This window comes from Azospira sp. MPR-E4 (genome assembly GCF_058809645.1).
Window position 1 is genome coordinate 1 of sequence record NZ_JBXAST010000034.1, and the last position, 22,990, is coordinate 22,990.

General features: G+C 67.2%; 26 protein-coding genes. 19 read left to right on the forward strand and 7 right to left on the reverse strand.

The window, feature by feature from the left end:
• The 10 genes from AC1RTA_RS11005 to AC1RTA_RS11050 form a co-directional block, all read left to right on the forward strand.
• The coding region (locus AC1RTA_RS11005) for an NADH-ubiquinone oxidoreductase-F iron-sulfur binding region domain-containing protein (RefSeq protein ID WP_492784738.1) at positions 1-1,686 on the forward strand (1,686 nt) is incomplete at its 5' end.
• On the forward strand, positions 1,683-2,396 hold the full coding sequence (locus AC1RTA_RS11010; RefSeq protein ID WP_492784739.1) for a 2Fe-2S iron-sulfur cluster-binding protein: 714 nt from the start codon (positions 1,683-1,685) through the stop codon (positions 2,394-2,396). The genes AC1RTA_RS11005 and AC1RTA_RS11010, both read left to right, overlap by 4 nt.
• Positions 2,393-2,950, forward strand: coding sequence for an NADH-quinone oxidoreductase subunit B family protein (locus AC1RTA_RS11015; protein ID WP_014238043.1), 558 nt, complete (start codon positions 2,393-2,395; stop codon positions 2,948-2,950). Before AC1RTA_RS11010 ends, AC1RTA_RS11015 begins: the two co-directional genes overlap by 4 nt.
• Positions 2,951-2,962: 12 nt before the next feature.
• Entirely contained in the window at positions 2,963-4,423 is a 1,461-nt protein-coding gene (locus AC1RTA_RS11020) for a Ni/Fe hydrogenase subunit alpha (RefSeq protein ID WP_152088957.1), read from the forward strand.
• Positions 4,420-4,917, forward strand: coding sequence for a hydrogenase maturation protease (locus AC1RTA_RS11025; RefSeq protein WP_416244157.1), 498 nt, complete (start codon positions 4,420-4,422; stop codon positions 4,915-4,917). Before AC1RTA_RS11020 ends, AC1RTA_RS11025 begins: the two co-directional genes overlap by 4 nt.
• Positions 4,918-5,027: 110 nt before the next feature.
• Complete coding sequence (locus tag AC1RTA_RS11030) at positions 5,028-5,774, forward strand: hypothetical protein (protein ID WP_492784740.1); 747 nt, start codon at positions 5,028-5,030, stop codon at positions 5,772-5,774.
• Between the two features lie 67 nt (positions 5,775-5,841).
• Positions 5,842-6,480 carry a DUF47 domain-containing protein gene (locus tag AC1RTA_RS11035; RefSeq protein ID WP_043798343.1) on the forward strand — a complete coding sequence of 213 codons (639 nt, stop codon included), beginning with the start codon at positions 5,842-5,844 and terminating at the stop codon, positions 6,478-6,480.
• A gap of 9 nt (positions 6,481-6,489) precedes the next feature.
• Entirely contained in the window at positions 6,490-7,497 is a 1,008-nt protein-coding gene (locus AC1RTA_RS11040; protein WP_130458749.1) for an inorganic phosphate transporter, read from the forward strand.
• Positions 7,498-7,563: 66 nt separating this feature from the next.
• Positions 7,564-7,728: a hypothetical protein gene (locus AC1RTA_RS11045; RefSeq protein ID WP_492784741.1), complete on the forward strand. Its 165-nt coding sequence runs from the start codon at positions 7,564-7,566 to the stop codon at positions 7,726-7,728.
• Complete coding sequence (locus AC1RTA_RS11050; protein WP_492784742.1) at positions 7,725-8,612, forward strand: DMT family transporter; 888 nt, start codon at positions 7,725-7,727, stop codon at positions 8,610-8,612. The genes AC1RTA_RS11045 and AC1RTA_RS11050 overlap by 4 nt, the downstream gene beginning before the upstream one ends.
• A gap of 57 nt (positions 8,613-8,669) precedes the next feature.
• On the opposite strand, the gene AC1RTA_RS11055 is transcribed toward AC1RTA_RS11050, so the two are convergent.
• From AC1RTA_RS11055 to AC1RTA_RS11070, 4 genes are read right to left on the reverse strand one after another with little or no spacing between them, the layout of a single operon-like run.
• Complete coding sequence (locus AC1RTA_RS11055; protein ID WP_492784743.1) at positions 8,670-9,182, reverse strand: DUF3124 domain-containing protein; 513 nt, start codon at positions 9,180-9,182, stop codon at positions 8,670-8,672.
• 22 nt (positions 9,183-9,204) lie between these two features.
• Positions 9,205-9,990 (reverse strand): alpha/beta fold hydrolase, encoded by a 786-nt coding sequence (locus AC1RTA_RS11060; RefSeq protein WP_492784744.1) that lies wholly within the window; start codon positions 9,988-9,990, stop codon positions 9,205-9,207.
• 17 nt (positions 9,991-10,007) lie between these two features.
• A complete protein-coding gene (locus AC1RTA_RS11065; RefSeq protein ID WP_492784745.1) occupies positions 10,008-11,309 on the reverse strand; it encodes an O-acetylhomoserine aminocarboxypropyltransferase in 1,302 nt (433 codons plus the stop codon).
• Between the two features lie 36 nt (positions 11,310-11,345).
• Complete coding sequence (locus tag AC1RTA_RS11070) at positions 11,346-11,558, reverse strand: YdcH family protein (protein WP_014238032.1); 213 nt, start codon at positions 11,556-11,558, stop codon at positions 11,346-11,348.
• A gap of 159 nt (positions 11,559-11,717) precedes the next feature.
• On the opposite strand from AC1RTA_RS11070, the gene AC1RTA_RS11075 reads away from it, so the two are divergent.
• A complete protein-coding gene (locus tag AC1RTA_RS11075) occupies positions 11,718-12,038 on the forward strand; it encodes a hypothetical protein (RefSeq protein WP_130458744.1) in 321 nt (106 codons plus the stop codon).
• A gap of 59 nt (positions 12,039-12,097) precedes the next feature.
• On the opposite strand, the gene AC1RTA_RS11080 is transcribed toward AC1RTA_RS11075, so the two are convergent.
• From AC1RTA_RS11080 to AC1RTA_RS11090, 3 genes are read right to left on the reverse strand one after another with little or no spacing between them, the layout of a single operon-like run.
• The gene (locus AC1RTA_RS11080) at positions 12,098-12,625 is read right to left on the reverse strand and encodes a hypothetical protein (protein ID WP_492784746.1); all 528 of its coding nucleotides are present in this window, start codon (positions 12,623-12,625) and stop codon (positions 12,098-12,100) included.
• Positions 12,622-13,341 carry an OmpA family protein gene (locus tag AC1RTA_RS11085; RefSeq protein ID WP_130458742.1) on the reverse strand — a complete coding sequence of 240 codons (720 nt, stop codon included), beginning with the start codon at positions 13,339-13,341 and terminating at the stop codon, positions 12,622-12,624. Before AC1RTA_RS11085 ends, AC1RTA_RS11080 begins: the two co-directional genes overlap by 4 nt.
• Before the next feature lie 9 nt (positions 13,342-13,350).
• Positions 13,351-15,192 (reverse strand): hypothetical protein, encoded by a 1,842-nt coding sequence (locus AC1RTA_RS11090; protein ID WP_014238028.1) that lies wholly within the window; start codon positions 15,190-15,192, stop codon positions 13,351-13,353.
• Between the two features lie 500 nt (positions 15,193-15,692).
• Between AC1RTA_RS11090 and AC1RTA_RS11095 the strand changes: the two genes are divergently transcribed.
• The 8 genes from AC1RTA_RS11095 to greB all read left to right on the forward strand — a co-directional run bounded on the left by AC1RTA_RS11095 (position 15,693) and on the right by greB (position 22,988).
• Entirely contained in the window at positions 15,693-16,874 is a 1,182-nt protein-coding gene (locus tag AC1RTA_RS11095) for a hydrogenase small subunit (protein WP_014238027.1), read from the forward strand.
• Between the two features lie 2 nt (positions 16,875-16,876).
• Positions 16,877-17,851: a hydrogenase 2 operon protein HybA gene (gene hybA / locus AC1RTA_RS11100; protein WP_492784747.1), complete on the forward strand. Its 975-nt coding sequence runs from the start codon at positions 16,877-16,879 to the stop codon at positions 17,849-17,851.
• A 13-nt stretch (positions 17,852-17,864) separates the two neighbouring features.
• Entirely contained in the window at positions 17,865-19,022 is a 1,158-nt protein-coding gene (gene hybB, locus AC1RTA_RS11105) for a Ni/Fe-hydrogenase cytochrome b subunit (protein ID WP_130458740.1), read from the forward strand.
• Positions 19,023-19,043: 21 nt separating this feature from the next.
• Positions 19,044-20,756 carry a nickel-dependent hydrogenase large subunit gene (locus AC1RTA_RS11110; protein ID WP_014238024.1) on the forward strand — a complete coding sequence of 571 codons (1,713 nt, stop codon included), beginning with the start codon at positions 19,044-19,046 and terminating at the stop codon, positions 20,754-20,756.
• 128 nt (positions 20,757-20,884) lie between these two features.
• A complete protein-coding gene (locus AC1RTA_RS11115) occupies positions 20,885-21,385 on the forward strand; it encodes a HyaD/HybD family hydrogenase maturation endopeptidase (protein WP_014238023.1) in 501 nt (166 codons plus the stop codon).
• The gene (gene hypC / locus AC1RTA_RS11120; RefSeq protein ID WP_014238022.1) at positions 21,385-21,672 is read left to right on the forward strand and encodes a HypC/HybG/HupF family hydrogenase formation chaperone; all 288 of its coding nucleotides are present in this window, start codon (positions 21,385-21,387) and stop codon (positions 21,670-21,672) included. Before AC1RTA_RS11115 ends, hypC begins: the two co-directional genes overlap by 1 nt.
• A gap of 4 nt (positions 21,673-21,676) precedes the next feature.
• Complete coding sequence (gene hybE, locus AC1RTA_RS11125) at positions 21,677-22,294, forward strand: [NiFe]-hydrogenase assembly chaperone HybE (protein WP_492784748.1); 618 nt, start codon at positions 21,677-21,679, stop codon at positions 22,292-22,294.
• Positions 22,295-22,430: 136 nt separating this feature from the next.
• Positions 22,431-22,988: a transcription elongation factor GreB gene (gene greB, locus AC1RTA_RS11130; RefSeq protein WP_014238020.1), complete on the forward strand. Its 558-nt coding sequence runs from the start codon at positions 22,431-22,433 to the stop codon at positions 22,986-22,988.
• Positions 22,989-22,990 lie beyond the last annotated feature (2 nt).

Sequence of the window (22,990 nt, forward strand, 5' to 3'; positions counted from 1 at the left end):
CCTCCCGCCCTCACCGCCATCGCCGCCGCCCTGAAGCTGCCCCGGGCCCGGGTCGAGGGCGTGGCCGGCTTCTACTCCTTTCTCCATCTGCAGCCGGTGGGCAAATACCGGGTGCTCTTCTCCGACAACGCCACCGACCGCCTCCTGGGCAACCTGGACCTGCTCGGCACCATGTGTCAGAAGCTGTGGGTCGAACAGGGCAAGGTGTCGGAAGACGGCCTGGTCTCGGTGGATGTCACCTCCTGTACCGGCATGTGCGACCAGGGCCCGGCCCTGCTGGTCAATGGCCGCCCCATCACCCGCCTCACCCACCAGCGCGTCAATGAAATCTGCGAGCTGATCCGTTCCCGCCGGCCCCTGTCCCTGTGGCCCCAGGAATACTTCCGGGTGGAGGACAACATCCGCCGCAAGGACGATCTGCTCAATACCGTGCTGGAGCCGGGGGCTGCCCTGGCGGCGGCCATGGCCCTGGGGCCCGAGGCCTGGCTGGGCGAGGTGCAGAAGTCCAGCCTGCGCGGCCGTGGCGGCGCCGGCTTCACCACCGGGGTCAAGTGGGAGGCCTGCCGCAACGCACCCGGCGAGGAGCGGGTCATCGTCTGCAACGCGGACGAAGGTGAGCCCGGCACCTTCAAGGACCGGGTGCTGCTGACCTCCTATCCGGACCACGTGTTCGAGGGCATGACCCTGGCGGCCTACGCCACCGGCGCCCGCCAGGGCTTCCTCTATCTGCGGGGCGAGTACCGCTACCTGCTGGAGCCCCTGGAGGCGGCCCTGCAGCGCCGCCGGGAGGCCGGGCTGCTGGGGCAGGGTATCCGGGGCCAGGCCGGTTTCGATTTCGACATCGAGATCCATCTGGGGGCCGGCGCCTATGTCTGCGGTGAGGAAACAGCCCTGATCGAGTCCCTCGAGGGCAAGCGGGGCACGCCCCGCATCCGCCCGCCCTTCCCGGTGATCAAGGGCTATCTGGGGCGGCCCACGGTGGTCAATAACGTGGAAACCCTGGCCAAGACGGTGCTGATCGCCTTGGAAGGGGCCGAGCGCTTCGCCGCTGTCGGCACCGCCCAGTCCACCGGCACCAAGCTCCTCTCTATATCCGGCGACTGCGCCTTTCCCGGCATCTACGAGTATCCCTTCGGCGTTTCCATCGAGCAGATCCTGGAGGATTGCGGCGCCACCGACGTGCAGGCGGTCCAGGTGGGTGGCGCTTCGGGCACCTGCCTGGCGTCCTACGAGTTCCACCGGGGCATTGCCTACGAGGACGTGCCGACGGCCGGTTCCTTCATGATCTTCGATACCAGCCGGGACCTCTTCGAGGTGGCGCGCAATTTCGTCCACTTCTTCGCCCACGAGAGCTGTGGCTTCTGCACCCCCTGCCGGGTCGGCACCTCCCTGCTGCGGAACTTCATGGACAAGCTGTCCACCGGCCACGGCGCCAAGTACGACCTGGCCGACATCGAGTGGATCAACCGCCTGCTCAAGGCGGCCAGCCACTGCGGCCTGGGCCTGGCCGCCGCCAACCCGGTGGTGGAGACCCTGATCAAGTTCCGCCCCGCCTACGAGCGCCGGCTCCAGTCCCTGGATTTCGCCCCCGCCTTCGACCTGGACCAGTCCCTGGCCGAGGCCCGGCGCATGACCGGGCGCGACGATGCCGACGCCCACCTGAGTTCCGTGGAGGCCCACCGATGAGCGATACCAAGAAATTCCTGCTGGACGGCAAACCGGTGGTCTTCCAGGACGGCCAGACCATCCTGGAGGCCGCCCGCCAGGCCGGCCACTACATTCCCCACCTGTGCTGGCATCCGGATTTCCCGGCCCACGGTTCCTGCAAGCTGTGCATCGTCAAGGTGGGCGGACGCCACGTCTCCTCCTGCGCCATGCCGGCCAAGGAAGGCATGGAGGTGGAGAGCAACACCCCGGAGATGAACGGCGAGCGGCGGGCCCTGCTGCAGATGCTGTTCGTCGAGGGCAACCATTTCTGTCCCTCCTGCGAGAAGAGCGGCAACTGCCAGTTGCAGGCCCTGGCCTACGACCTGGAAATGCTCTCCGCCCATTTCAACCATTTCTATCCCAACCGGCCGGTGGATGCCTCCCATCCGGACGTCCTGCTGGACTTCAACCGCTGCATCTTCTGCGAGCTGTGCGTGCGGGCCAGCCGGGACATCGACGGCAAGAACATCTTCGCCCTCACCGACCGGGGCATCCACAAGCACCTGGTGGTCAATGCGGAAAGCGGCCGCCTGGCCGACACGGATTTTGCCGCCAGCGACCGGGCGGCCAACATCTGTCCCGTGGGCGTCATCCTGCACAAGCGCCAGGGCTTTTCCAGGCCCATCGGCGAGCGGGACTACGACGCCAAGCCGATCAGCGTGGTAGCCATGGAAGAGGTGGAAAAATGATCGTTTCCGGACGCAAGCTGCGGGTCGCCACCACCTCCCTGGCCGGGTGCTTCGGCTGCCACATGTCCTTCCTCGACATCGACGAGCACCTGCTGGAACTGGTGGAACTGGTGGAATTCGACCGTTCGCCCCTGACCGACATCAAGCACTGCGGCCCCTGCGACATCGGCATCATCGAAGGCGGCGTCTGCAATGCGGAGAATGTCCATGTGCTGCGGGAATTCCGCAAGCACTGCAAGATTCTCATCGCCCTCGGCGCCTGCGCCGTCACCGGCGGCCTGCCGGCCCAGCGCAACCACCTGGACGTGGGCCAGTGCCTGCAGGAGGTCTACCACACCTGCATCGGCGTCGAATCCCTGCCCGGCGGCCAGGTACCCAACGACCCGGAATTGCCCCTGCTGCTGGACAAGGTCCATCCCATCCACGAAGTGGTGCGGGTGGATTACTTCATCCCCGGCTGCCCGCCCTCGGGGGAGGCCATCTGGAAGTTCCTGACGGACCTTATCGCCGGCCACACGCCCCGGCTTTCCCATCCCATCCTGCGTTTCGACTGAGGCTTGCCCACCATGTTCGAACTTGAAACCGCGTCCCAGACCGACAACCTGCGCCGCGTCGCCATCGATCCTGTTTCCCGGGTCGAAGGCCACGGCAAGGTGACCCTGCTGCTGGACGATCACAACCAGGTGCAGCAGGTGCGCCTGCACATCGTCGAATTCCGGGGCTTCGAGAAATTCATCCAGGGCCGCCCCTACTGGGAAGTGCCGGTGATGGTGCAGCGCCTCTGCGGCATCTGCCCCGTCTCCCACCATCTGGCGGCCTCCAAGGCCCTGGACCTGGTGGTGGGCGCCGCCAGCATCACGCCGACGGCGGAAAAGATGCGCCGCCTCATGCACTACGGCCAGATGCTGCAGTCCCACGCCCTGCATTTCTTCCACCTGTCCTCGCCCGACCTGCTGTTCGGCTTCGATTCCGACGTGGGGCAGCGCAACATCGTCGGCGTCGCCGCCGCCCATCCGGAGGTGGCCAAGCAGGGCATCCTGCTGCGCAAGTTCGGCCAGGAGGTGATCCGCGTCACCTCCGGCAAGCGCATCCACGGCACCGGCGCCGTTCCCGGCGGGGTGAACAAGGCCCTGGACCCGGCCGACCGGGCCATGCTGCTGCAGGACGTGGAGCAGATGATCGCCTGGAGCCGGGACGCGGTGCATCTGACCAAGCGCCTGCATACCAGCAACCCGGCCCTCTACGACCAGTTCGGGCTGTTCCGCTCCAACCTCTTCAGCCTGGTGCGGGCCGATGGTGCCCTGGACTTCTACCACGGCCACCTGCGTCTGCGGGACGGGGACGGCAAGGTGCTGCTGGACGGCGTGGACTACCAGAACTACCACCACCTGCTGACCGAGGAGGTGAAGTCCTGGAGCTACATGAAATTCCCCTATGTGACCGCCATGGGCCGGGAACAGGGCTGGTACAAGGTGGGCCCCCTGGCCCGGGTGCAGAACTGCGACTTCATTCCCAGCCCCCTGGCCGAGATTGAGCGGCGCGAATTCATGGACCACGGCCAGGGTGGCCTGGTGCATGCGCCCCTGGCCTACCACTGGGCCCGCATGATCGAAATGCTGCACGCCGCCGAAGTTATCAAGGAACTGCTGGCCGACGACGACCTGCTGGGGGATGACCTGATGTCCTGCGGCGACCGCCGTCGCGAAGGCGTGGGCGTGATCGAGGCGCCCCGGGGCACCCTGATCCACCATTACCAGGTGGATGAGGACGACCTCGTCACCATGGCCAACCTGATCGTCTCCACCACCCACAACAACCAGGCCATGAACGAGGCGGTGCGCCAGGTGGCGCGCCAGTACCTGAATGGCCGGGAAATCACCGAAGGGCTGCTCAACCATATCGAGGTGGCCATCCGCGCCTTCGATCCCTGCCTTTCCTGCGCCACCCACGCCCTGGGTCAGATGCCCCTGACCGTGGAACTGCTGGACGGCAGCGGCCGCCTGCTGGACCGCCGGGTCAAGGGATGACGCGCCGGCTGGTGGTCTTCGGCATCGGCAACCCCAGCCGCGGCGACGATGCCCTGGGGCCCCTGCTGTTGCAGCGCCTGGAGCAGGCCCGTCTGCCCGGGGTGGTGACGGTGGAGGATTTCCAGCTGCAGATCGAGCACGCCATCGACCTCCAGGGTCGGGATCTGGCCCTCTTCATCGATGCCGGGGAGGGCACGCCGGCGCCTTTCAGCTTCGCTCAGGTGACGCCCCTCTTCAATCCGGCCCACAGCACCCATTCCCTGGCTCCCGGCGCCGTGCTCGCCGTCTATGGCCAGGCCCTGGAACAGGCGCCGCCGCCGGCCTACGTCCTCTGTGTGCGGGGCCAGCGCTTCGAGTTGGGGGAGGGGCTCAGCCCCGCCGGGCGCCAGCACCTGGAGGCGGCCTGGGACTTTCTCCGCCAGCTGTGTACCGAGCCGGACCCGGAGCGCTGGAGCCAGCTCCGGCCCCTGCCCGGATTGCCGCCCCTGCTCTAGGATTCCGGGCCGCCGGTGAATTGACCTGCATCATGGTTTGTTCCCGGCCCGCCGACAGATCATGGCGCATGCTGCCCGGGGGAGGGTGGCTCCTTTTTGGCAGAACGACCATGACCCATCCGACGTCCATCCAGCCCGGCCTGCTCCTGCGCGGCTTCCTGCTGCTGTTCCTTGCCGGTTCCCTCCAGGCGGCGCCCTGGCCCAGCCCGGTGGCCTCCTACCAGGCCGTGGCGGCCGGGGAAGGGCGGGGCGAGGACATCCTCCTGGCGGCGGCCCCCGATTCGGGGCTGGAAGTCTCCTACGATGCTGCCAGCCGGCGCCTGCACCTGCACTACCCCATGGCCTTCAACCAGCTGACCGAAGGCTGGAGCTGGCGGCCCCTGGCCGATCCGGCCAGCGAGGACTACTACCGCTTCAAGTATCTGCCCCTGGGCAGCGTGAACGAGGAGCGGGACAGCTATGTGGGGGAGGACAAGATCGGCGAGCCGGAAACCATGCGGGTGCTCTGGCGTTACGACTATTTCCTGGCCTTCGACAATCTCTACGACTTCATGCCCCGGGGTACCGACGACGAAGCCGGCTTCGACGCCGAGCTGACCCTGGAGCCGGAGCAGGCGGCGCCCCTGCTGGAACCGGGGGCGGTGAGCCTGATCGCCCGGGTGCACCTGCAGGAGCCCTACGTTTCCGAGAGCACCACCTTCTGGAAGGCCATCCATGCCCGGCCCACGGATTTCACCCTGAAGAAGCGCTACCTCATCGGCGAGGTGGAGGAAATCCGCTTCGTCACCGGGCAGAATCGAGTGCTGGCGCAGCTTCCGCGGTATCCGCAACAAAAACAGCAGAGCGGCAAGCCGTAAGGGCACAGCTTGCCGGGGGCTGCCGTGCTAAAATCTCGTTCTGTCACAAAACCTAAACTCAAAATTCATGTTCGGACGTCTGATGCCCCAAGAGGGCAAGTTTTTCGACCTGTTCAACGCTCACGCAGAACAGATCGTGCAGGGTGGTCAAGCCTTGGCCACCTTCATCAACCATCTGGGACGTAACCCCGAAGAGGCCACCCAGGCCGCCGACGCAGTGGATACCGCCGAAAGCCGGGCCGACAAGATCACCCACGAGACGGTCGCCCTGCTGCACAAGACCTTCATCACCCCCCTGGATCGGGACGAGATCCACTCCCTCATCACCGGCATGGACGACATCCTGGACCTGATCCAGGACGTGACCCAGACCGTCTCCCTCTACGACATCCGCAAGGGCACCCCGGAAGCCATCCAGCTGGCCGAAATCTGCGTCTCCTGTTGCGACCGGGTGCGCTGGGCCGTCTCCCTGCTGCCCAACGCCGACCAGGGCCCGGCCATCCTCAAGACCTGCGAGGAAATCGACCGCCTGGAGTCCGACGCCGACCGCGTCATGCGTTCCGCCATGTCCCGCCTGTTCCGCGACGAGCCGGACGTGCGCCAGCTGATCAAGCTCAAGGCCATCTACGAACTGCTGGAAACCGTGACCGACCGCTGTGAGGATGTGGCCAACATCCTCGAAGGCATCGTCCTCGAAAACTCCTAAGCGATAACCATGACTGGTCTCGAAATCAGCCTGGGAGTCGTGGTGCTCCTGGTGGTGCTGGCGTTGGCGTTCGATTTCATGAACGGCTTTCACGATGCCGCCAACTCCATCGCCACCGTGGTTTCCACCGGGGTCCTGAAGCCCCACCAGGCGGTGGCTTTCGCCGCCTTCTTCAACATCGTCGCCATCTTCATCTTCCAGTTGAAGGTGGCCACCACCATCGGCAAGGGCACCATCGATCCGGCCATCGTGGACCACATCGTCATCTTCGGCGCCCTCATGGGGGCCGTGGTGTGGAACCTGGTGACCTGGTTCTACGGCATCCCGTCCTCCTCCTCCCACGCCCTCATCGGCGGCCTGGTGGGGGCCGCCCTGGCCAAGTCCGGTCCCGATGCCCTGATTGCCGCCGGCATCCTGAAGACCGTGGCCTTCATCTTCGTCTCCCCGCTGCTCGGCTTCATCCTCGGCACCCTGCTCATGGTGGCGGTGTCCTGGCTGTTCTTCCGCACCACGCCGCGCAAGGTCGACAAGTGGTTCCGCCGCCTGCAGCTGGTTTCCGCCGGCCTCTACAGCCTGGGCCACGGCGGCAACGACGCCCAGAAGACCATCGGCATCATCTGGATGCTGCTCATCGCCGCCGGCCTGTCCCAGTCCAGCGACCCCATCCCCGTCTGGGTGGTGGTCTGCTGCTACGTGGCCATCGGCCTGGGTACCATGTTCGGTGGCTGGCGCATCGTCAAGACCATGGGCCAGAAGATCACCAAGTTGAAGCCCGTGGGCGGCTTCTGCGCCGAGACGGGCGGGGCCATCACCCTGTTCCTGGCCACGGCCCTGGGCATTCCCGTGTCCACCACCCACACCATCACCGGCGCCATCGTCGGCGTCGGCTCCGCGCGCAAGTTCAACGCCGTGCGCTGGGGCATCGCCGGCGGCATCGTCTGGGCCTGGATCCTCACCATCCCCTGCAGTGCCCTCATTGCAGCCGGTGCCTGGTATCTGGGCAGCTTCCTGCTTTGATTCCCCGCCGCCCGCCCCGTCCGGGGCGGGCATAATGGAGCCTGACTCCATTTCCGCTCCACACCCATGGTCTGGCTCAAGCTTCTGGCGGTGATCGCCGCCTCCGTCCTGCTCGTCTGGTCTTTCCCCTTCCTTTGGGAAATCGGCATCGCCGCCATTTTCGGCGCCTGTTTCTGGCTCTTCGCCCGGCCGCCGCAAAAACATCCCCCCGCCGACGACGGCCAGCCATGAGGGCATTGCCTCAGCGTCTCCGCGGAGGGCTGTGGATTGCCGCTTCCGCCGCCGGTTTCGGCGCCATGGCCATTTTCGCCAAGCTGGCCTATGCCGAGGGCGTCGGCCTGGAAACCCTGCTCTTCCTGCGCTTTGCCCTGGGCGGCGCCTGCCTCGCCCTGATCCTGCGCTGGCGGCGCCAGGCCTGGCCGGCCCCGGCCCTCTGGCCCGGGCTGGCGGCCATGGGCGGGATCGGCTACGTGGGCCAGTCCTACTGCTACTTTGCCGCCCTGCGCCATGCCTCGGCCGGACTCACGGCGGTGCTGCTCTATCTCTATCCGGTGCTGGTGACCTTGCTCGCGGCCCTGCTGGGGCGCCAGCGGCTCAGCGGGCGCAAGCTGCTGGCGGTGGGGGCCGCCTTCGTCGGCACCCTGCTGACCATCGGCGGCAGCCTGGCGGGCACGCCCCTGGGCATCGGCCTGGGCCTGGCGGCAGCCCTCATCTACTCGGTCTATATCCTGGCCGGAGAGCGCCTGACGGCCCGGGCCGGGGCCCTGGCCTCGGCTGCAGTGATCATGCTGGCGGCGGCGGTGGTGTTCGGCGTGCTGGCTTTCCATGCCGCCTCGCCGTGGCCGGCTTCCCTGGCGGGATGGGCGGCGGTGCTGGGGATCGTGGTGTTTTCCACCATCGTCGGCATGGTGGGGTTCTTCGCCGGCATGGCCAAGCTGGGGGCGGCGGATGCGGCCACCCTGTCCACCCTGGAGCCGGTGGTGACCCTGGTGCTGGCGGCCCTGTTTCTCGGGGAGGCGGTGGGGGGCTGGCAGTTGGCCGGCGGCGCCCTCATCCTGGGCGCGGTGGTGGTCCTGGTGCGTAGCCCGGTCATACCGGAGAGGCGCACCGGATAAGGCGCTCCAGGCATGCCCCGGTGTCGTGCCCGGGGCATGGGCCTGGTGGCGGCGGGCTTACTCGGCGATGGGCCGGGCGGAGGTGATGAAGGAGAGGGCCTTGGTGCTGTAGAGGTCCACATGCACCGCTTCCACCTGGGGCGTGTTCACGGTGGTCTCGGCCTGCCAGCGGATGAGGAAGTTGGCGCCGGAACCGCCTTCGTCCTCCCGCCGCTCGATGAACAGCTCCAGGGTGCCCAGGGGCGGAATGGTGCGCACCTTGGGCACGAAATCCTTGAGCAGCTTGCCGTCCGTGTCGTAGTAGCGGGCCGAGAGCACCTTGATGGGGTTCTTCGTATCCGTGTTGCGCACGCTGACCAGGGCCGACAGGTAGGACTTGTCCGGATTGCCGCTCTTGTCCAGGTTGCCGTGCCAGAGGTGGGAATAGATGGGCAGGTAGAGGGTCTGGCTCTTGGCCTGGTAAATCTCCTGGGCCTGGACCGGGGCCGCCAGCAAGGCCCCGGCCAGCATCAGGCCGGCGAGGGTCTGCAGCGGGCGGAGCAGGCGATGGGGCAGGGCGTTGGCGTTCATGGCAGTGGTCCCTTGGCAATGGTCAGAGGAGGAAGGCCCGCAGGGCGTCCAGCACCCGGTCCGGCTGTTCCGCCATCATGGCATGGCCGGCGCCGTCGATCTCGGCCCTGCGCACGTCCGGCAAGGCCTTGGCCAGGTCGCCGGCAGCCCGGGGCGGGGTCATCAGGTCCCGCTTGGCGATCACCAGCAGGGCCGGGCATTGCACCTTGGCGGCGGCTTCCAGACCGGTCTGGTAGTCGTTGCAGTTGGACAGGTCGACGAACAGGGAGCCGGCCCGGGCGCGGCGCATCAGGGCCAGGCTGGCCCCGGGCTGCCAGGCGCCGGGCACGGTGTTGCCGCCCAGGCCCTGGGCGTTGGACCACTGGTTAATCATGCGGTAGGCCTTTTCCGGCTTGTCCTTGGCGGCGGCCAGAAGTTGCTCGGAGACGGCCATGGGCACGGCGCTGCCGAGCAGGGCGACCTTGCCGATGCGGCCGGGGTGGCGGGCGGCGGCTTCCAGGGCGGTCAGGGAGCCCATGGAGTGGCCGGCCAGCACGGCTTTTTCCACGCCGGCCGCATCCAGCAGATCGGCCACCCAGTCGGCCAGGGCGCCGATGGAAGCCAGGGGCTCGCCGCCGGAGCGGCCGTGGCCGGGCAGGTCCACCGCCAGCACGCTGTAGCCGTGGTTGGCGAAATAGCGGCTTTGCAGGCCCCACACCGTGTGGTCGTTGGCGGCGCCGTGGAGGAAGACCAGGGCAGGCTTCTTCGGGTCGAAGGTCTTGCCGCCGGTGTAGGCGTAGATCTTGGTGTCGCGGACGATCAGTTCCATAGCTTTTTCGTCCCCCCTTATGCCGCAGCCTTGGCCGCAGCGGCCAGGCCCCGGGACAGGTCTTCGATGAGGTCGTCCGCATCTTCCAGGCCCACCGAGAGGCGGATGGTGCCGGCACCGATGCCGGCCGCCAGCAGGGCCTCGTCGGACATGCGGAAGTGGGTGGTGGAGGCCGGGTGGATCACCAGGGACTTGGCATCGCCCACGTTGGCCAGGTGGGAGAAGAGCTTCAGGGTCTCGATGAATTTCTTGCCGGCGGGGCGGCCGCCCTTGACGCTGAAACTGAAGACCGAGCCACAGCCGCGGGGCAACAGCTTCTGGGCCAGGGCATGGTCCGGATGGCTTTCCAGGCCCGGGTAGGCGACGCTTTCCACCGCCTCGTGGGCAACGAGGAAATCCACCAGCTTGCGGGCGTTGTCCACATGGCGCTGCATACGCAGGGGCAGGGTTTCCACGCCCTGCAGGATCTGGAAGGCGTTCATGGGGCTCATGCAGGCGCCGAAGTCGCGCAGGCCTTCGCGCCGGGCCCGCAGCAGGAAGGCGGCGACGGTGGATTCCTCGGCGAAGTCCATGCCGTGGAAGCCGTCGTAGGGCTCGGTCAGGGTGGGGAATTTACCGGAGGCTTCCCAATCGAAATTGCCCGAATCCACCAGCACGCCGCCGACGGCGGTGCCGTGGCCGCAGAGGAACTTGGTGGCGGAGTGGAAGACCAGGTCGGCGCCGTGCTCGAAGGGCTTCAGCAGGTAGGGGCTGGTGAAGGTGGAGTCGACAAGAAGCGGCAGGCCGTGTTCGTGGGCCAGGGCGGAAATACGGGGGATGTCCAGCACGTCCAGGCCCGGGTTGCCCAGGGTTTCGCCGAAGAGCAGGCGGGTGTTGGGGCGGATGGCGGAGCGCCAGGCATCCACGTCCCGGGTGGGAACGAAGGTGGTCTCGATGCCGAAGCGGCGCAGGGTGTAGTCCAGCAGGTTGTGGCTGCCGCCGTAGAGGGCACCGGAGGCGACGATGTGGCTGCCGGCCCCCATCAGGGTGGCCACGGCCAGGTGCATGGCGGCCTGGCCGCTGGCGGTGGCGATGGCGCCGACGCCGCCTTCCAGGGCGGCGATGCGCTCCTCCAGCACCGACACGGTGGGATTGGAAATGCGGGAATAGACGTGGCCGGCCCGTTCCATGTTGAAGAGGGCAGCGGCCTGGTCGGAGTCCTTGAAGACGAAGGAGGTGGACAGGTAGATCGGGGTGGCGCGGGCGCCGTACTGCGGGTCGGGCACCTGGCCGGCGTGCAGGGCCAGGGTGTCGAGGGTGTAGCCGTCCTTACCGGCCATGGGCGTTCTCCTGAGGGTCTCGTTGTTCTTTGGCTGTCAGGCCGGCATGTCCGGCAGCAGCATGTCTTCCAGCAGCCTGATGCGGTCCTTGAGCTGCAGCTTGCGCTTTTTCAGGCGCCGCACCAGGAGCTGGTCCGGCGGCGGGTTGGCGGTGAGGTGTTCGATCACCAGGTCCAGGTCCCGGTGTTCCACTTCCAGCTCGTGCAGCCGGCCGCGGATGATGCCGGCCTCGTCGTCGCTCAGGGTCATGGGCTGTTTACATTCGTAAAATGATCTTTGCCGGCGGCTTTCTTCCCGCGAGGGAAGCGGCCGCCAAGGCAGGATCGAGGACGCATTGTGGACCATTCCACAGCGTACGGAAAAGGGCATAGAATAGACCGTACAATTCTAACCTTATGGAGGAGATCCATGTCCCACACCGTCATTGTCGTTTTCGGCAAAGGCAAGGAGTACGAATTCAAGTTCACCCAGGCAGACCTCGGTGGCCAGACCGCGGAAGAGGCCCGTCGCTGGTTCGACAAGGAATTCGTCACCCTGGAATGCGAACCCTCCAATCCGGTGGGCAAGGTCCTGATCATCGACAAGGTACTCAACGTCGCCAAGTACGGCGGCGAAGCCCGCTTCGCCGAGGCCGGCGGCTGGGCCAAGGACTTCACCCGTAACGCCGCCCTGGCCCTGGGCCGCGATACGGTGCGGGTGGATGTGGCCGATTTCATCATCGGTTACTGAAACCGCAGCGGCGGGAAAAAAGAACGGCGCACCTCGGTGCGCCGTTCTGCTTTTGTGCCTCAGTCTTTGCCATCGGCCAGGGCCGGGTGCCGGGCCAGCTCCCGGGTCCATTCCAGGGGCGGCTGGGATGCGGCGACGTATTGCCGGTGCCGCCGCAGATAATCGCCCAGCAGGGTCCGGCCGGGGCCGGCCGCCGCTCCGCTGTAGGCCTGCAGCAGGCCCCGGTAGCACTGGCGGAAGCGGCGGGGCTCGCCCTGCCAGGCGTCCACCTGCTGCAGCAGCCGTTGCAGGAGCTGGGCGTCCTGCAGCAGGCGCCGGCCGTCCCAGGGATTGGGCCGGTCCACGGCGTGGCACAGGTATTTGAGATCGATGAAGCGCAGTCTGTCGCCGCTGCGGAAGGCCAGCAGGGCCCGGGCGGAGCGGGGCGAGGCGGCCAGGGCGCCGCTGTCGCCGAAGGCCAGGCGAATACGCTGCAGGGCCCGGGTCATGGGCGCCGGATTGGCGGGGTCGGCTGCCGGGGCCAGCCTGGGGCAGGGCTCCCCCAGGGCCAGGGCGAGGGCCTGCAGGTCGCTGCCGGCCTGGCTCACGGGGCGTCCAGGGGGCAGCGGCTGTCCCCTTCCTGGAGCCGCGGCCGCAGGGCCGGAGCCCGTTCGCCGAGATCGCGGAATTCCAGGCGTAGTTCGATGCGGCGGCTTTCCTCGGCGCTGGCCTTCTGGAAATTGAAGGAGGAGCCGCCCACCAGGAACAGTTCCCGCACCGTCTGCTGGTCCGTCTCCGAGAGGGCGTCGGCGCTGCCGGCCGGGCTGGCGAGGAGGGCGCAGAGGACCCGTTCCGAGCGCTGCAGGCTGAGATTGAGGTTGTACAGGTAGCTGCCCCGGGCGTCGGCGAAGCCCTCGACCACGATCTGTTTCAGCCATTTGCCGGCCACCGGGTCCCGGGCCAGGGCCAGGATCTTCGGCACCAGTTGCCGCAGCAGGCGGGCCTGCTCGGCGGAGAGCTTGTGGCTGTTGGTGTCGAAGCGGGCCCGTTCGCCGAAGTCCACGGACTGGCCGCGCAGGGTGACGCCGGGGAAGTCCCGGGTCATGTCCCGCACCCGCTGCAGCACCTCCCGGATATCTTCCTCGCGCCGGGTCTTTTCCCGCTCGCTTTCGGAAATCTCGTGGGTGACCGCCAGCAGGGCCACGGTCATGGCCACCAGGAACAGCACCATGAGGCCCGACATGAGGTCGGAAAAGGAAATCCAGAAGGGCTTTTCCCCTTCCTCGCGGCGGGCGCGGCGCTTGCCGGGCAGGAGTCCGATCATGGCGGCGGCTTAGCCCTTGCCGTCGGCGAGGACGTCGCCCAGGTGTTCGATGGCGTCCTTCAGGTAGCCCACGGCCTCGGCCAGCTCCCGCTGGAACTGGGCGTTGCCGGCCTTGAGGGAACGCTCCACGTTGTCGGCGAAGGCGCCGTGGGCCTTGGCCAGGACCTCGCTGACGCCCTGCAGATAGACGTCGGCACGCTGCTCGGCCCGGGCGAGGGACTGGGCGGCGCTTTCCAGGCGGCCCACCACCTCGCTGTTGAGGGCGGCCTCCCGCTGGGCCAGGGCCACCGTGCCCTGCACTTCCTGCAGCAGCTCCCGCAGGCTGGCGCCGACCTTGTGCTGCTGTTCCAGCAGCTGGCCGTTGCCGGCGCTGGCGGCGGCCAGGCTGCCGGCGGCGCTCTGGATGGCACGCCCGGCCTCGGCCACGGTCTGGGCGGTGTGGTCGAAGCTGCGCCCGGCGGCGGCGAAACCGCCGCAGGCCAGTTGCACGGCTTCGGCGCCGGCGCTGAGCTGGCCCATGGCCTGGCTGCCGGCCCGGTTGAAGCTGGCGACGCAGCCTTCCAGGGTGGCGGCGGCATTTTTCAGTTCCGTGGTGACCCCCTGCAGATGGCCTGCCACCTTGCCCATGAGCTTGTCGGTCTGCTCCGTCAGGCGCTCCTGCTGGGCCTGCTGGCCGCCGCCGATGGCCTCGGAGACGCCGGCCACCTGCTGGGCGAGCTGGCCGGCCAGCTGGGCCATGGATTCCTGGATGGCTTTTTCCAGACGCTGGCTGCTGGCCTCGAAACGCTGGCCGGTGGCTTCCAGGCTTTGCAGCAGGCGCTCCTGGCGCTGCTCCGCCTCCCGCTCCTGGCGTCCCAGCTGTTCGCCGATCTGCTGGCCCACATTGCCCAGCAGGCCGTCCAGGGCCTGGCTGATGCCGCCGGCCACTGCCTTGCCCTGCTGGGCCTCCATCCGTTCCAGGGTCTGGGTCAGGCGCTCCAGGGGCGCGCGGATGCTGTCGCCGACGGCGCCGGCCAGGCCCGCCGTCATGTTCTCCAGCTGGCGCTGGCCGGCCTGTTGCTGCTGCTCCAGCAGGCTGGCCATGGCCTGGCGCATTTCCGCCACCAGGGCCTGGCGCAGCTGGGCGGCCTGTTGTGCCGCCTGCTGGGCGGCGCCCTCGCTGGCGCCCACCAGGCGGGCCAGGTATTCCTCGCCGATGCCGGTGTCGAAGAGACTGTCGATGAGCTGGTTGAGGCGTTCCACCTGGCGGTAGCGGGCCACCACCAGGGATTTTTCGACCCAGGTGAGGAGCATGGCCAGGCCGATGGCGATGGCGGAAATCTTGAAGGCGTGGCCGACGCCCTGGATCAGCTCCCTGAGGCTGCCCCGCACCACGTCGGCGCTGGCGGAAACCTCGAAGTGGGTGAGGCCGACGATGAGGCCGGAAAAGGTGCCGAGGATGCCGATGCCGGTGAGGATGCCCGGCAGGTGCTTGTAGAACTCGGCCCGCAGGGGCGTATCCACCAGGGCCTGTTCGGTGAGGAAGCTTTCCGCCAGGGCCGTGGCGCGCCAGCGGGGGCCGGCCTCGGTGCGGGTCGGGTGCAGGGTCTGGGCGTATTCGCGCCACAGGTGGGCCAGGGGCGGGGCGCCCATGATGTCGCGGCCGATCTGCTGGGGATCTGGGTTGCCGCCGCTCTCCCGCAGCTGCTCCAGCTGCCCGATGGTGCGGCGGAAGAGGCGGCCCAGGCCCAGGGCGGGCAGGACGAAGCGGAAGATGAAACCGGTGCAGATGGCCGCCAGGAGCAGGGCGATGACCAGCATGTGGCCCGGAATGTCGGTGGCGGCGAGGAGGGAAGTGAGGGAGGAAGGCATCGGGCCCGGCGGGTCAGGGTGGTCGGCAAAGGCGGCAACGAGCCCGGATTCTAGCACCCCGGCCCGGCGCTGCTGCCGGTGGCCTCCGCTGCCGCAGCGGGGGAGCGGTGCGGGTCCGGGATTGATGCGGGTTTGGGGTGGCTGGAGGCTGGCGCCGTTCCTGGTCTCCAGCCATGGCATGGCCGGGAGGCGCTTGCCGCCTGCCCCGGCGGCAGGGGGTGTCCGAGGTGGTCGTCGCCAGGGCCTGGGTGGGAACTGTTTGCATCTGTCATCTTTGCAGAGTGGAAAGAAAGTTTCCAGGTGTCGGCTTTGTGACGTCGCAAGGTTTACAACTTTATGAAACGCCATTTCACGCGAGTTCCGTAGCTGCTTGATTGTTATGGTTTTGCCCTGTCTGGCACGGTTCTTGTAATCGTCCCACCCCAATAAGGGCGCGGCGATCCCCGCGCAACCATGCAAATAGCCCCGTGGGAACGGGGCAACAGACCGAGGGTGAGGCCATGCAAGAGCAAAAACTCCAGTCCCTGGAAATCCACGAGCACGTCATCGAGGCGGCCAAGCGCCTGGAAATGGGCCGCCGGGAATTCCTCCAGTTCTGTACGGCCATGGCCGCCACCCTGGGCCTGCCGGCCGGGGCCGAGGCCGCGGTGGCCGAGGCGGTGGCGGTGAAGAAGCGTCCCTCCGTCATCTGGCTGCACTTCCAGGAATGTACCGGCTGTACCGAATCCATGCTGCGGGCCGAGCATCCCACCATCGAGAAGCTGATTCTCGACGTCATCTCCCTCGACTACCACGAGACCCTCTTCGCCGCCGCCGGCCACCAGATCGAGGCCGCCAAGCAGGCCGCCATGAAGGCCAACAAGGGCCAGTACCTGCTGGTGGTGGAAGGGGCCATCCCGACCAAGGATGGCGGCATCTACTGCAAGGTGGGCGGCAAGACCGCCATCGACATCGTCAAGGAATGCGCCACCGACGCCGCCGCCATCATCGCCATCGGCTCCTGTGCCTCCTGGGGCGGCATGCCTTCCACCGACCCGAACCCCACCGGGGCCGTGGGGGTGAACAAGATCATCGACAAGCCGGTGGTGACCATTCCCGGCTGTCCGCCCAACCCCTACAACTTCCTTTCCACCGTGGTGCACTTCCTCACCTTCGGCCAGCTGCCGCCGGTGGATGAGCTGGGCCGTCCCAAGTTCGCCTATTCCCGCCTGGTGCACGAGAACTGCGAGCGCCGCGCCCACTTCGACGCCGGCCGCTTTGCCATGGAGTTCGGCGACGAAGGGCACCGCAAGGGCTACTGCCTGTACAAGCTGGGCTGCAAGGGTCCCGAGACCTACGCCAACTGTCCCACCATCCTCTTCGGCGACGCCGGCGCCGGCACCTGGCCCGTGGCCTGCGGCCACCCCTGCATCGGCTGTACGGAGCAGGGCGTGGGCTTCCAGAAACCCATCCACCAGACCGCCAAGGTCATGACCTACGCCCCGCCCGCCTCCTTCCCGCGCATCGTCGAGGAACAGGGCAAGGGCGCCTCCCTCGGGGCCGCCGCCGTGCTGGCTGCCGTGGCCGGGGCCGCCGCCGGGGCCGGGGCCATGGTGGCGAAGAACCTGGGTCTCTCCCACGCCGCCGAGGAGGCCGAGAAGGCCAAGCAGTCTTCCGAACAGAAACCCGCCGAGAAGGTGTGACCATGACTTCCCGTCGCAATTTCCTGAAAGGGACGCTGGCGGGGGGCGCAGCCGCGGCTGCGGTCTCCGTTTCGGTGAGTGGCCCGGCCTGCGCCCGGGACAACAATCCCCAGCCCGAGGGCGCCCTGGGCCTGCTCTACGACGCCACCCTGTGCGTCGGCTGCAAGGCCTGCGTCGCCGCCTGCAAGGAGGTCAATGGCAACCCGGCGGAGTTCTCCACGCCTGAACAGCTGTGGGATACGCCCCTGGATACCACTGCCAAGACCTTCAACGTCATCAAGATGTTCCGCAGCGGCACCATGGAGACGAAGGACGATTCGGACAACGGCTATGCCTTCATGAAGACCTCCTGCCTGCACTGCAACGATCCCTCCTGCGTCTCGGCCTGCCCGGTGTCGGCCATGACTAAGGACCCGGTCACCGGCATCGTCGGCTACGACGCCGACGCCTGCATCGGCTGCCGTTACTGCGTTGCCGCCTGTCCCTTCGGCATTCCCAAGTACGACTACTCCTCCGCCACCGGCAAGATCGGCAAGTGCGAGCTGTGCCGCCATCGCCTGCCGGAAGGCAAGTACGCCGCCTGTGCCGAGGTCTGCCCCACCGGCGCCACCCTCTACGGCAAGGTGTCGGACCTCAAGGCCGAGGCCGAACGCCGCCTCTCCCTCAAACCCGGCACCAAGACCGTGTTCCAGCGCGGCCAGCTGGGGGGCAAGGACCAGAGCTACGAAAACGTGGTGGGCCATTACGTGCAGCACGTCTATGGCGAGAAGGAAGTGGGCGGCACCCAGGTGATCAAGCTGTCCGCCGTGCCCTTCGAGAAGGTGGGCCACAAGCCCCTGCCCGAGCGTTCCGCCTCCTCCAAGTCGGAAACCCTGCAACACACGCTCTACGGCGGGCTGGTGATGCCCCTGGCGGTGCTCGGCATGATGACCTATTTCGCCAAGCGCAACGTCAAGCCTGACGACGACGAGCTGTAAGGGAGAGATCGCAATGTCTGCACAACAACACGCTGCACCCACCCCCGTCGGCGGCAAGCTGCTGACCCCGGTGACCCTCACCGCGGCGACCCTGATCGTGGTGGCCCTGGCCATCATCCTGGTCCGTTTCGTCTTCGGCCTGGGCGCCGTCACCAACCTCAACGACGGCTACCCCTGGGGCCTGTGGGTGGTGGGCGACGTGGTCATCGGTTCCGCCTTCGCCTGTGGCGGCTTCTCCGTGGCCATGCTGGTCTACATCTTCAACAGGGGCGAATACCATCCCCTGGTACGCCCGGCCCTGCTGGCCTCCCTCTTCGGCTATACCCTGGCCGGCGTCGGCGTCATCTTCGACCTGGGCCGCTGGTGGAACTTCTGGCACATCCTGACCCCGGGCTACGCCTCGGCCAACTCGGTGATGTTCGAAGTGGCCCTTTGCATCTCCCTCTACATCGTGGTGATGTGGATCGAGTTTTCCCCCACCTTCATGGAAAAGTGGGGCATGCACGAGAAGCGCAAGAAGCTGAACAAGGTGATGTTCTTCTTCATCGCCCTGGGCACCGTGCTGCCCATGATGCACCAGTCCTCCCTCGGCTCCCTGCTGGTGGTGATGGGCACCCAGGTGCATCCCCTGTGGCAGTCCATGGCCCTGCCGCTGATCTACCTGCTTTCCGCCATCACCATCGGCTACGCCGTGATTCTCTTTGAATCCTGCATGGCCGCCGCCGGCTTCCGCCGCCAGATGGAGACCCACATCCTGACGCCTCTGTCCAAGGTCATGCTGGGCATGCTGGCGGTGTTCCTGGTGGTGCGGGTGGGCGACCTGGTAGTCCGCGGCGCCTTGCCCCGGGCCTTCGAGGGCAGCCTGCAGGCCCTCATGTTCTGGCTCGAGATGGCCTGCTTCATCGCCCCCCTGGCGCTGCTGGGCAAGGAGACTTCCCGCCGCAACCCGGCCCGCCTCTTCGTCGGCGCCGTGCTGCTGATGCTGGGCGGCGTCCTGCTGCGCATCAATTCCTACCTGGTGGGTTACGAGACCGGCGACGGCTGGCACTACTTCCCCTCCGTCCCCGAAATGCTGGTCACCTTCGGCATGTTTGCCATCGAGGTCTTCGGCTACATCGTCATCACCCGCCGCTTCCCGGTCTTGGCCGCGGAAGACGCTGCTGCACACTAAGAATTCAAGGAGAAACCCAAAATGACCAAGCGCGTAACGATCGATCCGGTGACCCGCATCGAAGGCCACCTGCGGGTGGACGTGGAAGTGAATGGCGGCAAGGTGACCAAGGCCTGGTCTTCCGGCCAGATGTGGCGCGGTGTGGAGAACATCCTCATCGGCCGCGACCCCCGCGACGCCTGGGCCATCACCCAGCGCATCTGCGGCGTGTGCACCACCGTCCACGCCATCTGTTCGGTGCGGGCCGTGGAAGATGCGCTGAAGCTGGAAATTCCGGTGAATGCCCAGTACATCCGCAACATGATCATCACCGCCCACAACCTGCACGACTCCATCGTGCATTTCTATCACCTCTCTGCCCTCGACTGGGTGGATGTGGTCTCCGCCCTGCAGGCCGACCCGGACAAGGCTTCCGCCCTGGCCGAGAGCCTCTCGCCGTGGAACCGCAACGGCAAGCACGAGTTCCGCAAGGTCAAGGAAAAGATCGCCGGCTTCGTCAAGACCGGCCAGCTCGGCATCTTCACCAACGGCTACTGGGGCCACCCGGCCATGAAGCTGCCGCCGGAAGTGAACCTGATCGCCGTGGCCCACTACCTGCAGGCCCTGGAAATCCAGCGCTTTGCCTCCAAGATCGTTTCCGTCCTCGGTTCCAAGTCCCCCCACATCCAGAACGTGGCCGTGGGCGGCGTGGCCAACCCCCTGGCGGTGGATTCCCAGTCCGTGCTGACGGTGGAACGCCTGCTGGCGGTGAAGGAATGGATCGAAAAGCTGGACGAGTTCGTCAAGCAGGTGTACCTGCCCGACGTGGCCGTGGTCGGCGCCCATTACCCCGAGTGGACCAAGATCGGCCGCGGCATCGTGGACTACCTGTCCGTGCCCGACCTGCCCCTGGACGGCAAGGGCACCCAGTTCGCCCTGCCCGGCGGCTACATCCAGAACGCCGACCTCGGCACCTTCAAGCCCATCACCCAGTTCGGCGACAAGTACTTCGAGGCCGGCGTCTCCGAGGCCGTCAAGCACGCCTGGTACTCCTACAAGGACGGCGACAACGCCACCCTGCACCCCTACAAGGGCGAGACCACGCCGAACTACACGGACTTCCAGGACGAGGGCAAGTATTCCTGGCTGAAGTCCCCCACCTTCTACGGCAAGCCCGCCCAGGTCGGCCCCCTGTCCCGCATGCTGGCCATGCTGGCCGCCGGCCACGAGCCCACCAAGAAGTACGCCACCCTGGCCCTGGACACGGTCTCTTCCCTGGCCAAGACCAAGATCGGCCTGGATGCCATGCACTCCACCATCGGCCGCCATGCCTCCCGGGCCGTGGTGGCCTGTGTCCAGGTGGACGAACTGGCCCATCAGTGGGACCTGCTCCTGGCCAACATGGGCAAGGGCGACCTCAAGACCTACAACAAGCCCACCTTCCCCAAGGGCGAGATCGCCGGCGTCGGCTTCCACGAAGCGCCCCGCGGCGTGCTCTCCCACTGGGTGGTGATCGACGACGGCAAGATCAAGAACTACCAGTGCGTCGTGCCCACCACCTGGAACGCCGGCCCGCGTAACGAAAAGGGCGTTTCCGGCGCCTACGAGGCCTGCCTGCTGGACAACCCGGTGGCCGATCCCGAGAAGCCCCTGGAAGTGCTGCGCACCGTGCACTCCTTCGACCCCTGCCTGGCCTGCGCCGTGCATGTGGTGGACAAGGAAAACGACCAGGTGGTGAAGGTCAAGGCGGCCTGAGCCGCCGGTTTGACGGGAAGCGGCGGCGCCGGTGGTGCCGCCGTTTTGTTTGGTGCCCCGGCTGGTCCCGGAGCATTTCTTGCGTTGCCTCAAACCGGCCCGGGGCCGGATTGTTTAAAGTGCCGCCCATGACTACTACCCCCACCATCGCCGTCCTTGGCGTCGGCAACATCCTCCTCACCGACGAGGGCATCGGCGTGCGCATCGTCGACGAGCTGCAGCGGCGCTACTCCCTGCCCGAGCACGTGCTGGTGCTGGATGGCGGCACCGCCGGCATGGAACTGCTGGAGCCCCTGGAAGGCCTGGACAAGCTCATCATCGCCGACGCCGTGCGGGTCGGCCAGCCGCCCGGTTCCGTCGTGCTGCTGCAGGGCGACGAGGTGCCCAAGTTCTTCCGCACCAAGATCTCGCCCCACCAGATCGGTCTCTCCGACCTGCTGGCGGCCCTGGAACTGACCGAGAAGGCGCCCAAGGCGGTGGCCCTCATCGGCCTGCAGCCCGTCTCCCTGGATACGGGCATGGCCCTGACGCCGGAGGCGGAAGCCAAGGTGCCGGAAATGCTGGAACTGGTGCTGGCCGAGCTGGCCAAGGCCGGCGTCGTGCCCCAAGCCATTGAAGGGGCCGCCTGATGTGCCTCTCCATTCCCATGCAGATCGTCGAGCTGGAAGGCGAGGAGGGCGAGTTCGCCTGGGTCGAGCGGGGCGAGGGCGAGCACTTCCGCCGGGAGCGGGTGAACATGATGCTGCTCGGGCCCCAGCCCGTCGGCACCTGGATCCTGGCTTCCCTCGGCCTGGGCAAGGAAGTGGTGGAGGAAGAGGAGCGCCTGCTGATCGAGGACGCCCTGGCGGCCCTGGCCGAATCCCTGGAAGGGGACTACGACCCGGCCCGCCACTTCGCCGACCTCAACCGGCAGTAGGGGCATGAGTTCCTTCCGCCCCCGCGTACCGGCCTGGACGCCGCCACCTGCCCGGGAAGGCAAGCCCTGGGCCGATGACCCGGCACCCCGGCTGGAGGAGCACTTCCAGCGCGTGCGCCAGGGCACCATGGCCGGCATGCCTTTCCTCAACGAGGCCCTGGCGGTGGCGGCGCTGCCCTTCGCCCGCGTTCAGGGCGACTGGGTCGGCATCGTGCTGACGCCCTGGTTCCTCCACGTCTATCTGCTGCCCGGCGGCGGCGAGCTGTGGCAGGACCTGGCCCAGGGCCTGCGCCGCCAGGTGCAGCTGCCGGCCGGGACCATGGATTTCATCGGCGACGAGGACGAGGCCCTGGGTCCGCTGCAGTATTGCGTGCTGCTGGCGCCGGTGCCCCAGTTCGCTAGCCAGGACGAAGCCCTGGCGGCGGCCCGGGAAGCCCTGGGCGCCCTGCTGACGCCGCCTCCGGCTGAGGCCGCGTCCCTCCCCGCGGCCACCGTCGGCAACGAGGCAGGTGCGCCGGCCGCCACCGCTGCCGGCAATGCCGCTGCGGCCGCCACGGCCGAGAGCGGGGCCGTCAATGACGGGCGGCGGGGCTTCCTGCGGGGCATCCTGGGGCGCCCCTGAAACCCCTTCCCGGCGCCGGCCGGGACTGCCGCAAATGCCACGTCAGGCCTGACGCTGAGGGACGGCGGCAGGCTTTTGCACTATCATGTGCGTGAATTATTTCGCATCCTGCAGCACTCACCGAGCATTTCCCTTCATGAGCAAGGCTTTCACCAAAGAGTCGGACGACGCGGACGAGGACGAACTCGAGCCCGCCCAGCGCCTGCCGATCGGCACCAAGAACTACATGACGCCGGTCGGCCACGCCCGTCTCAAGGCCGAACTGGAGCATCTGCTCAAGGTGGAACGGCCGAAGGTGGTGGAGGTGGTGCACTGGGCCGCCTCCAACGGCGACCGCTCGGAAAACGGCGACTACATCTACGGCAAGAAGCGCCTGCGGGAGATCGACCGCCGCATCCGCTTTCTCACCAAGCGCCTGGACAACTCCCTGGTGGTGGATCCCCTGTTGCGGGAAGCCACGGACCAGGTGTTCTTCGGCGCCACCGTCACCATCGCCGACGAACAGGGCCAGGAACAGACCTACACCATCGTCGGGGTGGATGAAACCGATATCTCCCGGGGCCACATCAGCTGGATCTCGCCCCTGGCCCGGGCCCTGATCAAGGCCAGGGAAGGGGATACGGTGCGCTTCCAGAGCCCCATGGGCCAGCGGGAGATCGAGATCGTCGAAGTCCGCTACCTGGCCATCGAGTAAAG

Excerpts from the sequence above, each read along its gene's own strand:
- AC1RTA_RS11095 (WP_014238027.1), top strand. The coding sequence starts at position 15,693 with ATGCAAGAGCAAAAACTCCAGTCCCTGGAAATCCACGAGCACGTCATC.
- hybE (WP_492784748.1), top strand. The coding sequence starts at position 21,677 with ATGAGTTCCTTCCGCCCCCGCGTACCGGCCTGGACGCCGCCACCTGCC.
- AC1RTA_RS11110 (WP_014238024.1), top strand. The coding sequence starts at position 19,044 with ATGACCAAGCGCGTAACGATCGATCCGGTGACCCGCATCGAAGGCCAC.
- AC1RTA_RS11040 (WP_130458749.1), top strand. The coding sequence starts at position 6,490 with ATGACTGGTCTCGAAATCAGCCTGGGAGTCGTGGTGCTCCTGGTGGTG.
- AC1RTA_RS11090 (WP_014238028.1), bottom strand. The coding sequence starts at position 15,192 with ATGCCTTCCTCCCTCACTTCCCTCCTCGCCGCCACCGACATTCCGGGC.
- AC1RTA_RS11015 (WP_014238043.1), top strand. The coding sequence starts at position 2,393 with ATGATCGTTTCCGGACGCAAGCTGCGGGTCGCCACCACCTCCCTGGCC.
- hypC (WP_014238022.1), top strand. The coding sequence starts at position 21,385 with ATGTGCCTCTCCATTCCCATGCAGATCGTCGAGCTGGAAGGCGAGGAG.
- AC1RTA_RS11025 (WP_416244157.1), top strand. The coding sequence starts at position 4,420 with ATGACGCGCCGGCTGGTGGTCTTCGGCATCGGCAACCCCAGCCGCGGC.
- AC1RTA_RS11045 (WP_492784741.1), top strand. The coding sequence starts at position 7,564 with ATGGTCTGGCTCAAGCTTCTGGCGGTGATCGCCGCCTCCGTCCTGCTC.
- AC1RTA_RS11055 (WP_492784743.1), bottom strand. The coding sequence starts at position 9,182 with ATGAACGCCAACGCCCTGCCCCATCGCCTGCTCCGCCCGCTGCAGACC.
- AC1RTA_RS11050 (WP_492784742.1), top strand. The coding sequence starts at position 7,725 with ATGAGGGCATTGCCTCAGCGTCTCCGCGGAGGGCTGTGGATTGCCGCT.
- AC1RTA_RS11060 (WP_492784744.1), bottom strand. The coding sequence starts at position 9,990 with ATGGAACTGATCGTCCGCGACACCAAGATCTACGCCTACACCGGCGGC.
- AC1RTA_RS11020 (WP_152088957.1), top strand. The coding sequence starts at position 2,963 with ATGTTCGAACTTGAAACCGCGTCCCAGACCGACAACCTGCGCCGCGTC.
- AC1RTA_RS11085 (WP_130458742.1), bottom strand. The coding sequence starts at position 13,341 with ATGATCGGACTCCTGCCCGGCAAGCGCCGCGCCCGCCGCGAGGAAGGG.
- AC1RTA_RS11075 (WP_130458744.1), top strand. The coding sequence starts at position 11,718 with ATGTCCCACACCGTCATTGTCGTTTTCGGCAAAGGCAAGGAGTACGAA.
- AC1RTA_RS11030 (WP_492784740.1), top strand. The coding sequence starts at position 5,028 with ATGACCCATCCGACGTCCATCCAGCCCGGCCTGCTCCTGCGCGGCTTC.
- AC1RTA_RS11065 (WP_492784745.1), bottom strand. The coding sequence starts at position 11,309 with ATGGCCGGTAAGGACGGCTACACCCTCGACACCCTGGCCCTGCACGCC.
- hybA (WP_492784747.1), top strand. The coding sequence starts at position 16,877 with ATGACTTCCCGTCGCAATTTCCTGAAAGGGACGCTGGCGGGGGGCGCA.
- AC1RTA_RS11010 (WP_492784739.1), top strand. The coding sequence starts at position 1,683 with ATGAGCGATACCAAGAAATTCCTGCTGGACGGCAAACCGGTGGTCTTC.
- AC1RTA_RS11035 (WP_043798343.1), top strand. The coding sequence starts at position 5,842 with ATGTTCGGACGTCTGATGCCCCAAGAGGGCAAGTTTTTCGACCTGTTC.
- AC1RTA_RS11070 (WP_014238032.1), bottom strand. The coding sequence starts at position 11,558 with ATGACCCTGAGCGACGACGAGGCCGGCATCATCCGCGGCCGGCTGCAC.
- greB (WP_014238020.1), top strand. The coding sequence starts at position 22,431 with ATGAGCAAGGCTTTCACCAAAGAGTCGGACGACGCGGACGAGGACGAA.
- AC1RTA_RS11115 (WP_014238023.1), top strand. The coding sequence starts at position 20,885 with ATGACTACTACCCCCACCATCGCCGTCCTTGGCGTCGGCAACATCCTC.
- hybB (WP_130458740.1), top strand. The coding sequence starts at position 17,865 with ATGTCTGCACAACAACACGCTGCACCCACCCCCGTCGGCGGCAAGCTG.